The organism is Aureimonas populi (genome assembly GCF_017815515.1).
Taxonomy (GTDB): Bacteria; Pseudomonadota; Alphaproteobacteria; order Rhizobiales; family Rhizobiaceae; genus Aureimonas; species Aureimonas populi.
The window spans coordinates 3683845-3699354 of the sequence record NZ_CP072611.1; the positions used below are offsets into that span (position 1 = coordinate 3683845).

At 68.0% G+C, this 15510-nt stretch carries 13 protein-coding genes; 5 read left to right on the forward strand and 8 right to left on the reverse strand.

Translation table 11 applies throughout. The features are described 5' to 3' along the window. Nucleotides 1-74 precede the first annotated feature (74 nt). From J7654_RS17535 to J7654_RS17555, 5 genes are all read left to right on the forward strand, one after another. The gene (locus J7654_RS17535; protein ID WP_209737115.1) at nucleotides 75-1553 is read left to right on the forward strand and encodes a murein hydrolase activator EnvC family protein; all 1479 of its coding nucleotides are present in this window, start codon (nucleotides 75-77) and stop codon (nucleotides 1551-1553) included. Then, entirely contained in the window at nucleotides 1543-2886 is a 1344-nt protein-coding gene (locus J7654_RS17540; protein WP_209737116.1) for a S41 family peptidase, read from the forward strand. The genes J7654_RS17535 and J7654_RS17540 overlap by 11 nt, the downstream gene beginning before the upstream one ends. Nucleotides 2887-3119: 233 nt before the next feature. Next, nucleotides 3120-5495, forward strand: a complete 2376-nt coding sequence (locus tag J7654_RS17545) for a bifunctional diguanylate cyclase/phosphodiesterase (protein ID WP_209737117.1) — start codon at nucleotides 3120-3122, stop codon at nucleotides 5493-5495. Nucleotides 5496-5547: 52 nt separating this feature from the next. Then, nucleotides 5548-6708 carry a divergent polysaccharide deacetylase family protein gene (locus tag J7654_RS17550; RefSeq protein ID WP_209737118.1) on the forward strand — a complete coding sequence of 387 codons (1161 nt, stop codon included), beginning with the start codon at nucleotides 5548-5550 and terminating at the stop codon, nucleotides 6706-6708. A 165-nt stretch (nucleotides 6709-6873) separates the two neighbouring features. Then, complete coding sequence (locus tag J7654_RS17555; RefSeq protein ID WP_209737119.1) at nucleotides 6874-7392, forward strand: RNA pyrophosphohydrolase; 519 nt, start codon at nucleotides 6874-6876, stop codon at nucleotides 7390-7392. A gap of 107 nt (nucleotides 7393-7499) precedes the next feature. Here the strand turns inward: J7654_RS17555 and J7654_RS17560 are convergent, their stop codons facing one another. From J7654_RS17560 to J7654_RS17595, 8 genes are all read right to left on the reverse strand, one after another. Beyond that, nucleotides 7500-7904: a F0F1 ATP synthase subunit epsilon gene (locus J7654_RS17560; RefSeq protein WP_209737120.1), complete on the reverse strand. Its 405-nt coding sequence runs from the start codon at nucleotides 7902-7904 to the stop codon at nucleotides 7500-7502. Then, a complete protein-coding gene (locus J7654_RS17565) occupies nucleotides 7897-8091 on the reverse strand; it encodes a glutathione S-transferase (protein WP_209737121.1) in 195 nt (64 codons plus the stop codon). The genes J7654_RS17560 and J7654_RS17565 overlap by 8 nt, the downstream gene beginning before the upstream one ends. Before the next feature lie 3 nt (nucleotides 8092-8094). Beyond that, entirely contained in the window at nucleotides 8095-9549 is a 1455-nt protein-coding gene (gene atpD / locus J7654_RS17570) for a F0F1 ATP synthase subunit beta (RefSeq protein WP_209737122.1), read from the reverse strand. 103 nt (nucleotides 9550-9652) lie between these two features. After that, a complete protein-coding gene (locus J7654_RS17575) occupies nucleotides 9653-10540 on the reverse strand; it encodes a F0F1 ATP synthase subunit gamma (RefSeq protein WP_209737123.1) in 888 nt (295 codons plus the stop codon). A 31-nt stretch (nucleotides 10541-10571) separates the two neighbouring features. Continuing rightward, nucleotides 10572-12101, reverse strand: a complete 1530-nt coding sequence (gene atpA / locus J7654_RS17580; RefSeq protein WP_209737124.1) for a F0F1 ATP synthase subunit alpha — start codon at nucleotides 12099-12101, stop codon at nucleotides 10572-10574. After that, nucleotides 12101-12661 (reverse strand): F0F1 ATP synthase subunit delta, encoded by a 561-nt coding sequence (locus J7654_RS17585; protein ID WP_209737125.1) that lies wholly within the window; start codon nucleotides 12659-12661, stop codon nucleotides 12101-12103. Before J7654_RS17585 ends, atpA begins: the two co-directional genes overlap by 1 nt. Before the next feature lie 223 nt (nucleotides 12662-12884). Next, nucleotides 12885-13316, reverse strand: a complete 432-nt coding sequence (locus J7654_RS17590; protein ID WP_245195561.1) for an AGROH133_08824 family phage infection protein — start codon at nucleotides 13314-13316, stop codon at nucleotides 12885-12887. Between the two features lie 31 nt (nucleotides 13317-13347). Next, a complete protein-coding gene (locus tag J7654_RS17595) occupies nucleotides 13348-15492 on the reverse strand; it encodes a primosomal protein N' (protein ID WP_209740692.1) in 2145 nt (714 codons plus the stop codon). Nucleotides 15493-15510 lie beyond the last annotated feature (18 nt).

Sequence of the window (15510 nt, forward strand, 5' to 3'; positions counted from 1 at the left end):
CGGCGACGATATCGAAGGCGGAGCAGTTGAAGGCTAGGCGGGACAGGGACAAAAAAGGCAAGCACCGCCTGCGAATGGCCGTGCTGGTCCTGTTGCTCGCCCTCACGCCGCACCTGCCCGCTGCCGCCGTCGAGACCCCGGAGCCCGACGCCGCCCTGCGGGACGCCCCGCGCTCGGCCGCGATCGCGGCGGCGCGCGAGGCGACGCGGGCGGAGCTGGAACGCATCGGCTCGCAGGTGTCCCTGACGCGCGAGACCAGCGAGCGGCTGGAAGGCGAGATCGCCGCGATCGGCGAGGACCTTGCCGCCGTGCGCGAAGCGATGATCACCGCCGCCGCCGCCCAGCAGGAGACCGCCGTCGAGATTTCCCGCGTGGAAACGCAGATGTCCGCCCTCACCCTGCGCGAGAACGACTTGCGCGCATCCCTTCATGAGCGGCGAGGCACTCTGGCGGAGGTTCTCGCGGCCCTTCAGCGCATGGGCCGCGCCCCGCCGCCGGCGATCCTGGTGCGCCCCAACGACGCCCTCGGCTCGGTGCGCAGCGCCATTCTCCTGGGTGCCGTCGTGCCCTCCATGCGGGAGGAGACCGAGGCGCTGATGGCCGACCTGACGGAGCTGGCTTCCCTGAAGGGCGAGATCGAGGAGCAGAAGACGCGCTTTGCCGCGAGCCTCGCCCGCCAGCGGGAGGAGGAGACGCGGCTCCTGCGCCTCTCGAAGGAAAAGGAGCGGCTGGAGGCCGACAGCCGGCTGGCGCTGGCCCAGGCCAACCGGCGAACCGCCGAACTGGCGGGAGAAGCTGCCACGCTGGAAGACCTCATCCTCACGCTCGAGCGCGACCTTGCGCAGGCCCAGGCGGCAGAGGAGGAGGCGCACCGCATGGCCGAGGCCGAGAGGCTGCGGCAACTGGAAGAGCGCTCGCGGCAGGCGGCAGAGGCGATGCGGGGCCTGGAGGAAGGCACGCGGCTCTCGAACACCGGCCTCCCCCCCGCCGATGGCGAGGACGAGACGCGAGCGGCCGCGCGAGAGGAGCCCGCCGGCCCGGCGGGCGAGACCTACGACGTGGCGTCACTTCGCCGTGAAATGGCGCGTCTCGACGTCTCGGCCCCATTTTCGACATTGAAGGGGATTCTCTCGACTCCCGTCGCGGGCGAAGCGAGGCGAGCCTTCGGCGAGGATGACGGTTTCGGGCGGCGGACCACCGGCATGGTCTTCGCGGCCCGTGCCGGCGATCTCGTCACCGCCCCGGCGGACGGACATGTTTTATACTCGGGACCGTTTCGTTCCTATGGACAACTCTTGATCCTGAATGCCGGCGATGGCTATCATATCGTTCTGGCGGGCATGCGGGAAATCGATGTCGATGCGGGACAGTTCGTGCTTGCCGGGGAGCCGGTCGGAATAATGGGCGCGCGGCGCCTGGCCAGTGCCGGAGCCGCCGACATGCCTTCGACCGAACCCTCGCTCTATGTCGAATTCCGCAAGGACGGCAAACCGGTCGATCCGGCCCCCTGGTGGGCCGAGGGACCATCTGGAAGGACGAGGAATGATTCGTAAGATCTCGATACTCTTCGCCGGAGCCCTGATGGGCGCCACGGCGATGACCGCCTTCGTCGGATCGCCTTCCGGGGTGGCCAATGCCGCCGGCACCGATACCTACCGGCAGCTCGCGATCTTCGGCGACGTGTTCGAGCGCGTGCGCGCCCAGTATGTCGACCAGCCGGACGACAAGAAGCTGATCGAGACCGCGATCAACGGGATGCTCACCTCCCTTGATCCGCACTCCTCCTACATGAACGCCGAGCAAACGGCGGACATGCGCACGGAAACGCGCGGCCAGTTCGGCGGCCTCGGCATCGAGGTCACGATGGAGAACGAGCTCGTCAAGGTCATCTCCCCCTTCGACGGCACCCCCGCCGACCAGGCCGGCGTGCTGGCCAACGATCTCATCGCCGAGATCGACGGCGAGCAGGTGCGCGGCCTGACCCTCTCCGAGGCGGTGGAGCGCATGAAGGGCGACATCGGCACCTCGGTGGACCTCACCATCATCCGCGAAGGCGCGGCCCAGCCCGTGCGCCTCACCATCGAGCGGGCCGAAATCCGCGTGCCTTCCGTGCGCCATTCGCTGGAGGCCGATATCGGCTACATCAAGCTCATGCGCTTCAACGAGCAGACGACGGTCGGCCTCGAAGCCGCCATCGCCGACATCAAGGAGCAGGCGGGCGACGACCTGAAGGGCTACGTGCTCGACATGCGCCGCAACCCCGGCGGCCTCCTGGACGAGGCGGTCAGCGTCTCCGACGCCTTCCTTGAGAACGGCGAGATCGTCTCCACGCGCGGCCGCAACGCCGACGAGACGCGCCGCTACAACGCCCGCACCGGGGACGAGATCGACGGCAAGCCGCTGGTCGTGCTGATCAACGGCGGCTCGGCCTCGGCCTCCGAGATCGTCGCCGGCGCCTTGCAGGACCAGCGCCGCGCCACGGTCGTCGGCTCGCGCTCCTTCGGCAAGGGCTCGGTCCAGACCATCATCCCGCTCGGCTCGAACGGCGCCCTGCGCCTGACGACGGCGCTCTACTACACGCCCTCCGGCAGTTCCATCCAGGGCCGCGGCATCGACCCGGACATCGCCGTGGAACAGCCGTTGCCGCCCGAGATCATGGAGCAGATGGGGATCACGGCCGAGGATCTGGCGGCACGCCGTGGCGAATCCTCGCTGCGTGGCCACATCCAGGGCGCGGAAGAGAGCGAGGAAGGCTCCGGCTCGCTCGACTACGTTCCGCCCGAGATGGCGGACGACCTGCAGCTTCAGTACGCCCTCGGCCTGCTGCGCGGCACCCAGACCCACGCCGCATTCCCGCCGAGCCAGGAGACCTCGGCCGCCAACTGAACGGCCTCCGCTTCGCTGGTCATTCGAGCCCGCCATATCGTTTGATATGGCGGGCTTTTCGTTGGGCATCGCTCACGGCAGCTTTTCGGTGAGCGATGGATCGGAAGCGCCGGCAACAAGTCCAACGGCCTGAACATGCCTGCCGCGCGAAGAAACAGGCAAAGTTCGTGGCTGCGCTCTTCCGGCGCCATCTGTTCACGCGACGTGAACGTCTTGGGCCCTAAGCTTACATCATGGCGCCGCTTCTCCTTGCTCTTGCCACCACGCATTCCGCGGGCTTCGTGCTGGCGGCGGTCGGCGTCGGCATCGTCTCGGCGTGGCTGCTCTTCGTGCTCTTGCCCCGAACGCGGAAGCTGTCGGGCTGGGCGCGCATTGGCTGGATGGCACTGGTCGCCACAACGGCCGGCCTCGGCGTCTGGACGACGCATTTCATCGCCATGCTCGGCTACCGGCCAGACCTGCTTTTCGGCTTCGATGGCTGGGTGACGGCAGGATCGGCGCTCATCGGCGTTGTCTTCGTGGGTATGCCCGTCGCGCTGAGCGGCTGTACGAGCCGGCGCTTCCTGCGCATCGCGCTGGGGGCCGTCGCGGGGCTGGGCACCGGCGCCATGCACTTCGCCGGCATGGCCGCCCTGCGCGGCTGTGTCATCGAGCATGCGCCGGACGGCGTGATTCTTGCCCTGACCGTCAGCGCCCTGTTGATGGCGGCGGCGCTTGGCGTGCCACGCTCGCTCCCCGGCAGGACGATCGCCGCCGCCCTCTTCGTCGCCGCCGTTTGCAGCGTGCATTTCACCTCCTTGGCCCACGCCAGGATCGTCAGCGTCGTCCCTCTGCGCAATGCGGTCGATCCGACCACACTCGGTATCGTCATCCTCAGCGTCGTCAGCGTCTTCTTCCTGGGCGCCTTCATGTGGCTGGCCTCGGCCACGCGCATCGAAGCCAACCGCCGCACTGACATGCGCCTCCTGTCCACCGCACTTCACAACATGTCGAACGGCCTGATGCTGGTCGATGAAGACGGCCGAATCCGCATTGTGAACGAGCGGATGCTCGAGTTCCTCAACCTTCGTCGCTTCAAGGACGATATCGGCCTGCCCTGGCGCGACTATGTGCGGCGCATGGGTGTCCAGTTGCGCTGGAGCCCGCGCTGGGAGGCCGGCGTTGTTGCCAATTACGAACACTGGATGAGCGCGACCGAGGCGACCGTCACGGAGCACGCGCTGCGCGACGGGCGCATCCTGAAGATCGCGTGCAAGCCATTGGGCGGCGGCGGCGCGGTCTTCACCTATGACGACGTGACCACGGAACGGAGCGTGCAGCGGCAGGTTGCCCATATGGCGTTCCACGACGCGCTGACGGGGCTGCCGAACCGGCGCACCTTTCAGGATCGCCTGACCGGCATTCTCGCCGGCGACGGCACCGTCTCGCTCCTGATGATCGACCTCGACCGGTTCAAGCAGGTCAACGACACGCTGGGCCACGCGGTCGGCGACGATCTTCTCGTCGAGGTGGCGCGGCGCCTGCGCGAAGCGACGGGCGTGGAGGACTTCGTGGCGCGGCTGGGGGGCGACGAGCTGGCCGTCCTGCACGCGGGGGACGAGGACAGCGCCGAGCGGCTTGCGGAGAGCCTGATCGCCATCCTCAGCCAACCCCTGAGCGTGGGAAAGCACGTGCTGATGATCGGCGCGAGCATCGGCATCACCTCGAGCGACCGTTCTCGGGAGGAGGCCGCCCTCCTCCAGCAGGCGGATCTTGCGCTCTACCGTGCCAAGGCGCGCGGCCGCAGCCAGGCGCAGCGCTATGAGCCGGGAATGCACGAGGAGGCCATCAGGCGCCGGATGCTGGAATCGGCCTTGTCCCGCGCGCTGGCCGCCGAGGAATTCCACCTGCTCTACCAGCCGCTCTACCATCTGGCGGACGGGCAGCTCATGGGGTTCGAGGCGCTCCTGCGCTGGGACAGCCGCGAGCACGGCGCGATCTCTCCGGCAGACTTCATTCCGCTGGCCGAGGAGACCGGCGCGATCATCGAGATCGGCGAATGGGTTTTGCGGCAGGCCTGCCGCCACGCGGCCAGCCTGCCACCCACCCTGCATGTGGCGGTCAATGTCTCGCCCGTGCAGCTTCACTACAACGCCTTCATGGCCAGTGTCGCACGCATTCTGGCCGAGACGGGCCTTGCGCCGGAAAGGCTCGAGATCGAACTGACCGAGACGGCCATGGTGAAGGACGGAGCCATGATCGCGGCCAAGCTCTCGGGGCTGCGCACGCTGGGCGTGCGCATCGCCATGGATGATTTCGGCACGGGCTACTCCTCGCTCACCCATTTGTGCGACTTCAACCTCGACCGGATCAAGATCGACCGGAGCTTCCTGGAAGCGGCGCCCACCGATGGCGCGGCCATGGCGGTCCTGCGCGCCATCACGCAGATGGGGCGGGACCTGGGGGTGCCCACCATCGCCGAGGGGGTGGAGACCGAAGGCCAGATGACGCTCTTGCGCGAGCTGGGCTGCGACGCCGTGCAGGGCTTCCATCTCGGCCGCCCGATGAGTGCGGCCGATACGCGGGTGCTCGTCTTCGGCCCCTCGCCCGAGGAGTTGCGCACCGCCTGATTCGAAGGGGCCGCTGTCAGCCAGAAGCCAGCCCCGCACGCTATCAGAAGCCATGACGCACGATCTGCATCGACCGCTGGGCCAGCATTCGGGACGGGCGCGCCCCCGCGCGGTCTCGGCCGGTCTCTCGCGTCTGGCGATCGGCGTCGCGGGGCTTTGCCTCCTGGCTGCATCCACCGCCGTCGCTCTCCGCGACAACCGGTTTCCCGAGCCTGCCGCAGCGCCCTCTGCCGCGCTGCCGCAGCCCGACGCCCCGCCTGCCGGCTCTTCGGCGCCACGCGGGCCCACCATCACGCGCATGAATGGAGACGCGGGCGTCAGTGTCGTGGAAGTCTCGCCCTTCGCCGTGGACGAAGCCTATACCGGCTCGATCCGCGTCTTCGAACCGGGCTCCCTGCGCCAGCCGGCGCGCATGGCGCATTTGCCCGATCAGGCGCTGCTGGAATTCTCTGCCTACGGTATGCTGCCTCGCCGCTCGGCCGACGGGCGCCGGCCGCTCGACGTCTATGCAGGCGCGTCCGCCGCCGGTCGCGGGACGCGGGTCGCGCTGGTGGTCGGCGGCCTCGGTATCAGCCAGACTGGCACGCAGGCCGCCCTCCGGCTTCTGCCGCAAGGCGTCACGCTCGCCTTCGCCGCCTCCGGCAACAGCCTTGACCGCTGGATGCAGGAGGCGCGACGGAACGGCCACGAGCTTCTGCTTCAGGCGCCGATGGAACCCTTCGGCTATCCCAACGTGTCGCCCGGTCCCGGCACGCTGACCGCAGCCGATGCTGCCGCAGGCGACTTCGAGAACCTTCACAAGGCGCTGGCGCGCATGACCAACTATGTCGGGGTGATGAACTTCATGGGCGCGCGGCTGACGGCAGAAGCGCCGGCGATGGAAAACCTGCTGGGGGAACTCGGCCGGCGCGGCCTTCTCTATGTGGATGACGGCTCCTCCGCGCGATCCATCGCCCGCGATGTCGCCATGGCGAGCCGCGTACCCTTCGCCACCGCCGAACAGACCCTCGACGCGACGCGCGACCCCCAGGCCATCCGCGCCGAGCTCGACAGGCTGGAGCGCTCCGCGCGGGCGCAAGGCACCGCCATCGGCTTTGCCAGCGCGTTCGACGTTTCCGTGGAGACGATCGCCGCCTGGGCCGGCGAGGCACAGGCGCGCGGCATCGAGATCGTCCCCGTCTCGGCCCTCGCTCACGACCCCGAGACGCGCTGAGCCGGTTGCCAGCGCCCGGCCAGGCGCCTACAGGCTGTCATGAACCCTGGACAGGTGTTGTGCCATCCTTCTCTGGCCGTCGTCAGGAGCACGATGCCGCCGAGATATGGGCGCTAGCTCTCCAATGCCTCGCCCGAAGCCTCACTCTCCCGGAACTCAAAGCCCATGACCGATCCGATCGACTTCAACAACCTGCCATACCGCCCCTGCGTCGGCATCATGGTGCTGAACGTTGACGGGCTCGTCTGGGTCGGCAAGCGTCTTGTCGTGCCCAAGGGTGAAATGGACGGCGCCCTCAAGCTCTGGCAGATGCCGCAGGGTGGGATCGACGAGGGGGAGGCCCCCCTGCCCGCCGCCCGGCGGGAGCTTTACGAGGAAACGGGGATGCGCTCCGTGGAGCTTCTGGCCGAGACGCGTGGCTGGATCGACTACGATCTGCCGCCCGAACTCGTGGGCGTTGCCCTGAAGGGCCGCTACAGGGGCCAGACGCAGAAATGGTTCGCCTTCCGCCTCACCGGCCCCGAGAGCGAGATCGCGATCTCCCCGCCGCCCGGCGGCCATGAGGCCGAATTCGAGGAATGGGGCTGGAAGACGATGGACGAGGTGCTCGACCTCGTCGTGCCCTTCAAGCGATCGGTCTATGAACGCGTCATCGCCGAGTTCCGGCACTTGGAACGCACCTGAACATTTCCGGCGAGGCGTGACGGTGGGATCGTCGAGACAGGCTCGAAACGAAAAGGGGGCCGGTGCATCAGCGCCAGCCCCGATGATCAAGCGCCGAACCGGCGATATCAGCCGTTGATCGCCTCGCGGGCGTTCTGAAGATCGCCTAGGCGCTTCTCCGCGCGGGCTTTCACCTCTGCGCTCCCGGCATCCGCCACATCCTCGCGCGCGTTCTGGATCTGCTTGTCCAGTTCGGCCGTATCGAGGTCTTCGACCGGGGTCGCATGCTCGGCCAGAAGGGTGAAACCGTCCGGGTTGATGTCCGCGAAGCCGCCCTGAATGAAGATCCGCCGCTCCGCCCCGCCCTCCAGCGTGGCGCGAACGATGCCCGGCTTGAGTGTCGCCATCAACGGCGCATGCTGCGCCATGACGGTGAAATAGCCTTCGGTGCCCGGCGCGATGACGGCCGTCGCCCGCTCGGACAGAAGCAGCCGCTCGGGAGAAACGAGTTCGAACTTGAAACTGTCAGCCACGTGTCGCCTGCCTTGAAAGCGCGGCCTCGAGATGATGGGCCGCTTTCTCGAACTTGCGGCAGCCGGAATTGCATATCCCGACCACCGCCTGCCTGTAGAGTGTCGGCATACCCGCCAAGATCGGTTTTCCCGACCACGGATACGCCTCGTTGGCGGCGCCTTCGATCCGAAGCGCGCCTTCAGCCATGCCTCAGGCCGCTTCAGCCGCCATCTTCTGGGCCTTCTCGACCGCCATGTCGATCGAACCGACCATGTAGAAGGCCGCCTCCGGCAGATGGTCGTATTCGCCTTCCACGAGGCCCTTGAAGGAGCGGATCGTGTCTTCCAGCGGCACGAGCTGGCCGGGCGAGCCGGTGAACACCTCGGCGACGAAGAAGGGCTGGGAGAGGAAGCGCTCGACCTTGCGGGCACGCGCCACCGTCAGCTTGTCCTCTTCCGACAGCTCGTCCATGCCGAGAATGGCGATGATGTCCTGAAGCGACTTGTAGCGCTGGAGGATCTGCTGGACCTGGTTCGCGACATTGTAGTGCTCCTCGCCGACGATCAGCGGCGAGAGCATGCGCGAGGTCGAATCCAGCGGATCGACCGCCGGGTAGATGCCCTTCTCGGAGATCGCGCGGTTGAGAACCGTGCGCGCGTCGAGATGGGCGAAGGAGGTCGCCGGCGCCGGATCGGTCAGATCGTCGGCGGGCACGTAAATCGCCTGCACCGAAGTGATCGAGCCCTTGTGGGTCGTGGTGATGCGCTCCTGCATGGCGCCCATATCGGTCGCCAGCGTCGGCTGGTAGCCCACCGCCGAGGGAATGCGGCCGAGCAGTGCGGACACCTCGGCGCCCGCTTGCGTGAAGCGGAAGATGTTGTCGACGAAGAAGAGCACGTCCTGCCCCTGGTCGCGGAAGTTCTCCGCGATGGTCAGGCCCGTCAGCGCGACGCGGGCGCGGGCACCCGGCGGCTCGTTCATCTGGCCGTAAACGAGCGCGGCCTTGGACCCGGCGGTCGAACCGCCGTTCTCGTGCGGGTCCTTGTTGACGCCGGACTCGATCATCTCGTGATAGAGATCGTTCCCCTCGCGGGTGCGCTCACCGACACCGGCGAACACCGAATAGCCGCCATGCGCCTTGGCCACGTTGTTGATCAGCTCCTGGATCAGCACCGTCTTGCCAACGCCGGCGCCCCCGAACAAGCCCACCTTGCCGCCGCGCGCATAAGGCGCGAGGAGATCGATGACCTTGATGCCGGTGACGAGAATCTGGCTTTCCGGGTTCTGGTCGACGTAGGGCGGCGCCTCCTGGTGGATCGAACGCTTCGACTCGAAGGAGATCGGGCCGACCTCGTCGATCGGCTCGCCGATCACGTTCATGATGCGCCCGAGCGTGCCGTCGCCGACAGGAACCTGGATCGGTGCGCCGGTATCGCGCACCGGCTGGCCGCGCACCAGGCCCTCGGTCAGGTCCATGGCGATGGTGCGAACCGTGTTCTCGCCGAGATGCTGCGCCACCTCGAGAACGAGGCGGTTGCCGTTGTTGTCGGTCTCGAGCGCGTTCAGGATCGCCGGCAGATCGCCGTCGAACTCGACGTCCACGACGGCGCCGATGACCTGCGCGACCCGGCCCGTGGAGCCGCTCGTATCCATTGTCTCAGCCATCGAAGGCCTCCTCTAGAAGCGTCTGTCCGGCGCCGTTCGGCCATGCGGCCTCACGTCGCCCTTTGTTGTCGTTCGGCGGCGGGCAAGCCCGCCCCCGTAAAGGTCAGAGCGCCTCGGCGCCCGAAATGATCTCCACCAGCTCCGTGGTGATCTGAGCCTGGCGCTGCCGGTTGTAGGACACCGACAGCCGGTTGATCATGTCGCCGGCGTTGCGCGTGGCGTTGTCCATGGCGCTCATCCGGGCGCCCTGCTCCGATGCGCCGTTCTCCAGAAGAGCCCGGAACACCTGTACCTTGATGTTGCGCGGCAGGATCTCTTCGAGGATCGCCTCCGGCCCGGGCTCGTACTCGTAGAGCGCACCACCCGCCGTTGCCTCGGCCGCCGCCGCATCTTCCCCGCCCACGACGGCGGGAATGATCTGCTGGGCCGTGGGCTTCTGCGTGATGACGTTCACGAAGCGGGAATAGAAGATCGTCGCCACGTCGAACTCGCCCGCCGCAAAGAGCTCCATCACCTTGTCGGCGACGGTCTCGGCGTTGGAGAAGCCGATCGTCTTGGAGTCGCGGAAGTCCATCCGCTCGATGACGCGTGAGCCGAAGTCGCGGCGCAGAAGGTCGTAGCCCTTCTTGCCGACGGTGATGATCTTCACCGTCTTGCCCTGCCCTTCGAGCCGGCGCACATGCTCGCGCGCCAGACGCGCGATCTGACTGTTGAAGCCTCCGCACAAGCCGCGATCTGCTGTGAAGACGACGAGCAGGTGCACGTCGTCCTTGCCGGTGCCGGCCATCAGGGCCGGCGCCTCGCCGTCCTCCATCGCGCCCGAGATATTGGCGAGAACGGATGCCATGCGCTCGGCATAGGGCCGCGCCGCTTCCGCCGCATCCTGGGCCCGGCGCAGCTTGGCAGCCGCGACCATCTGCATGGCCTTGGTGATCTTCTGCGTCGCCTTCACCGAAGCGATGCGATTGCGCAGATCCTTGAGCGAAGCCATCGGAGGGCGCTTCTCCCGCTTTTACTGGGCGTTACGAGAAGGACTTGGCGAACTGGTCGATCGCCGCCTTGAGCTTGGAGCGCGTGTCGTCCGAAAGCTGCTTCTCGGCGGCGATCGTGGAAAGGATTTCCTTGTGCTCGCCGCGCAGCGAGGTCAGGAGGCCCTGTTCGAAGCGGCCCACATCGGAAATCTTCAGCTTGTCGAGATAGCCCTGCGTGCCCGCGAAGATCACCGCGACCTGCTCCTCGGTCTTCAGCGGCGAGAACTGCGGCTGCTTGAGAAGCTCGGTCAGGCGCGCGCCGCGGTTGAGGAGACGCTGCGTGGCGGCATCGAGATCGGAGCCGAACTGCGCGAAGGCGGCCATCTCGCGATACTGCGCAAGCTCGCCCTTGATGGAGCCGGCCACCTGCTTCATCGCCTTGATCTGCGCGGCCGAGCCGACGCGGGAGACCGAGAGGCCGACGTTCACGGCGGGGCGAATGCCCTGGTAGAACAGATTGGTCTCCAGGAAGATCTGGCCGTCGGTGATCGAGATCACATTGGTCGGAATGTAGGCCGACACGTCGTTGGCCTGCGTCTCGATGACCGGAAGGGCGGTCAGCGAACCGGCGCCCATCTCGTCGTTGAGCTTGGCCGCGCGCTCCAGAAGGCGCGAATGCAGGTAGAAGACGTCGCCGGGATAGGCCTCGCGGCCAGGCGGGCGGCGCAGCAGCAGCGACATCTGGCGGTAGGAGACGGCCTGCTTGGACAGGTCGTCATAGCCAATCACGGCATGCATGCCGTTGTCGCGGAAATACTCGCCCATGGCGCAGCCCGCGAAGGGCGCGATGTACTGCATCGGCGCCGGGTCCGAAGCGGTGGCGGCCACGACGATGGAATATTCCAGCGCGCCGCGCTCCTCCAGCGTGCGCACGAACTGCGCGACCGTGGAGCGCTTCTGGCCGATGGCCACGTAGATGCAGTAGAGCCGGTCCTTCTCGTTGCCCGCGTCGTGCGCCGGCTTCTGGTTCAGGAACGTGTCGAGCAGGATGGCGGTCTTGCCGGTCTGGCGGTCGCCGATGACCAGCTCGCGCTGGCCGCGACCGATCGGGATCAGCGCATCGACGGCCTTCAGCCCCGTTGCCATCGGCTCGTGCACCGACTTGCGCGGGATGATGCCAGGGGCCTTCACGTCCACGCGGCGGCGCTCGACACCCTCGATCGGACCCTTGCCGTCGATCGGGTTGCCAAGCCCGTCGACCACGCGGCCGAGCAGGCCCTTGCCGACCGGCACGTCCACGATGGCGCCGGTGCGGCGCACGGTGTCGCCTTCCTTGATATCGCGATCCGAGCCGAAGACCACGATGCCGACATTGTCGGATTCGAGGTTCAGCGCCATGCCGCGCACGCCGCCGGGGAACTCGACCATCTCACCGGCCTGGCACTGGTCGAGACCGTAGACGCGGGCGATGCCGTCACCGACGGAAAGAACCGTGCCGACTTCCGAGACTTCCGCCTCGGCGCCGAAATTCTTGATCTGGTTCTTGAGGATTGCGGAAATTTCCGCGGCGCGGATATCCATCAGCCGACCTCTTTCAGAGCGAGCTTAAGCGAATTGAGTTTGGAGCGCAGGGACGTGTCGACCTGCCGCGAGCCGATGCGGACGACGAGGCCGCCCAGGATCGCGGGATCGACGCTCTCGCGCAGCGAGATTGTCTTGCCGGAATAGCTGCCGAGCGCATCGCGAAGTTCGCCGCGCTGCTCCTCGGTCAGGGGATGAGCACTCACCACCTCGGCCTCGGCCTCGCCGCGATGGGCGGCGGCCATGGCCCGGAACCCCTCTGCGATGCCGGCGAGTGCGAAGAGGCGGCGATTGGAGGCGACGACCTTCAGGAAGTTGCCGACCAGCGGCGAAGGCTTGACCTCCGCCACGATGGCCGACACGGCGGCAAGCTGCTCGTGGGAGGTGAAGGCGGGGCTTTCCACGAGACGCCGGAAGTCGGCATTTTCCTCGATCAGGTCACGAAAGGCGTTCAACTCGGATTCGGTGGAATCCACCGACCCCTCGTCGCGCGCGAGCTCGAACAGGGACTGGGCGTAGCGTTCTGCGACTCCGGATACCGGAGAGGATGATTTTGCCACGGACGACCGCTTCTCTTCGCCTTCGCGTTCGCTCCCGCCACGCGCCCCTCGACAAGGGGCGCAAGGACGTTTCGAACGATCCTTGAAATTGAGGCAGACAGGCCGGAACAGGCGTCCGCCACGCCGATCGCTTGCCGTCTAGCATAGCGATCCGGGCACGACAACCGCGAGCGTGCCCCAGTTTCGACTCGTTTTTCGCGCCCCGGCAGGGCCGCCCCACCCTTCAGGAAACGTAGCCGAAGACCGGAGCAAGGCACATCGCTGCCAGAAGGAGGTTGAGTGCCAGCAGAAGCCAGTTGGGAACCGTCGCCCCGGCATCGCTCAGGATCGAGGCCAGCCGCCCGAATCCGGTGAAGGCCCAGGCCGCGCCCAGCGCCATCTGGACGAAGGGCTGGTCGTAGAAGAGCAGCGTGACGAGCCCCGTGCCGAGCCAGAAGCCGGCCAGCGTGCCGCGCACCTCCGCCACCGCCTCCGGGTGCGCGGGCGCCGTGTCGAGCCGCAGGACGGCCAGGAGCAGGCGCGGTGCGAACAGCGCCGCAAGCCCGATCAGGACGGTGAAGGCCGCCGCCAGGAAGGGTAGCCAGTCGGCCTGATGGATCGGCAGGGAAAACGGCATCGGTGTTCGCAGGCCCCGGTGATTCTCGGCGCGCAGCATCCGCCCGCCGCCTCGCGCGGGGCTGAACTCCTCACAGGAAGCTTTGCGGGTCGACGTCGATCTGCACCTGCACGGAGCCCCTGGGGCGTGGCGCGGCGATGATCAGCGCCCTCAGGAAGTCCTGCAGCCGTGCCTGCCGGGTCCCTTGCGCCAGTAGCCGGAAGCGCCAGCGCCCTCGCAGGAGCGAGAGCGGCGCCTCGGCCGGGCCCAGCAGCTCGATGCCGAAACCCTCGGGCGCGTTGGCGCGCAGCGCCCGCCCATGCTCCTCCGCCTGCCGGCGGTCCGCCGCCGAAACGATGATCGCCGCCAGACGCCCGAAGGGCGGCAGGCCGGCGCGCTCGCGCTCGGCCGTCTCGCGCTCGTAGAAGATCTCCGCGTCGCCCGAGGCGATGGCCTGCATCACCGGATGCTCCGGCTGGAAGGTCTGGATCAGCCCCCGGCTCTTCAGCCCCGTGCGGCCCGCGCGGCCCGTCACCTGGTGCAGGAGCTGGAAGGTGCGCTCGGCGGCGCGCGGGTCGCCATTGGCGAGGCCGAGATCCGCGTCCACCGCCCCCACCAGCGTCATCAGCGGGAAATGATGCCCCTTGGCGACGAGCTGCGTGCCGATGACGATGTCCGCCTCGCCATCGGCCACCGCGTCCAGCTCCCGCCGCAACCGCCGCGCGCCGCCCGGCAGGTCGGAGGAAAGGAGGATGGTGCGGGCCTGGGGGAAGGCGCCGAGCATTTCCTCGGCGATTCGCTCCACCCCCGGCCCGCAGGGCACGAGATGGTCCAGCGTGCCGCATTCGGGGCAGGCCTCCGGCCGCCGCTCGGCATGGCCGCAATGATGGCACTGGAGCGCGCCGCGCAGACGGTGGTCCACCAGCCAGGTGGAGCATTGCGGGCACTGGAAGCGATGGCCGCAGACGCGGCACAGCGTCAGCGGCGCGTAGCCCCGGCGATTGAGGAAGAGCAGCGCCTGCTGGCCCTTGCCCAGCGTCTCCTCGATGGCGGTGCGCAGAACCGGCGAGACGAACTGCCCCCGCGCGGGCGGATGGCGCCGCATGTCGACGAGCCTCAGGTCCGGCAGCGCCGCATCCTCGAAGCGCGAGGCGAGGCGCACATGGCCGTATCGCCCCTTCGCGGCGTTGACGCGGCTTTCCAGCGAGGGTGTGGCGGAGGCGAGCACGACGGGACAGGCGGCAAACCGCGCGCGCACCACGGCCATGTCGCGGGCGTGGTAGAAGGTTCGATCCTCCTGCTTGTAGGCCGGGTCGTGCTCCTCGTCGACGATGACGAGGCCAAGGTCGCGAAACGGCAGGAACAGCGCCGAACGCGCACCCGCCACAACCCGCACACGGCCCTCCATCACCTGCCGCCAGACACGCTCGCGCGTGCGCGGCGCGACATCGGAGTGCCACTGCGCCGGCTCGGCGCCGAATCGCGCATGAAAGCGGTCGATGAAGCTCTGCGTCAGCGCGATCTCGGGCAATAGAATGAGCACCTGCCCCCCCCTTTCCAGCGCCCGCGCCACCGCCTCGAAATAGACCTCCGTCTTGCCCGACCCGGTGACACCCTCGAGGAGCGTGGCGGAAAACCCGCCCTTTTCCACGCGCTCGACCAGACGGGAAGCGGCCTGCGCCTGATCCGGCGAAAGCTCGGCCCGCGCATAGCCCGTGTCCGGCTCGGGAACGACGGGCAACGGCGGCAGGGAGACGGTTTCGAACACGCCAGCCTTGGTGAGGCCGTCCACCACGGAGGCCGTCACGCCCGCCGCGTGGGCAAGGCCGGAGCGCGTCCAGGCGGGCGCCTCGCCGGCCACGGCCAGAACCCGCTCGCGCGCGGCCGTCATGCGCTCGGGTGCGGTGCCGGTGAAGCGCAGCGCGTCCATCATCGGCTCGGGGTCGAAGGCAACCGGCGTGCGCAGCACCATGCGCGCCACCAGCCCCGGCGGCGAAAGCGTGTAGCGCGCCACCCACTCCACGAAGCGGCGCATCGGCTCGGGCAGCGGCGGGCAGTCGAAGACATGGGCCAGCGGGCGCAGCTTGGCCGGGTTCACACCCTCCCCCGCTCCGTCCCACACGACCCCCGCCACGAGGCGGGGCCCGAGCGGAACGGCCACGATGGAGCCCGGCCGCACGACCATCCCCTCCGGCACGCCGTAGGAATAGGCCCTGTCGGCCGGCAGCGGCACCATCACCGGCACCACGCCGGA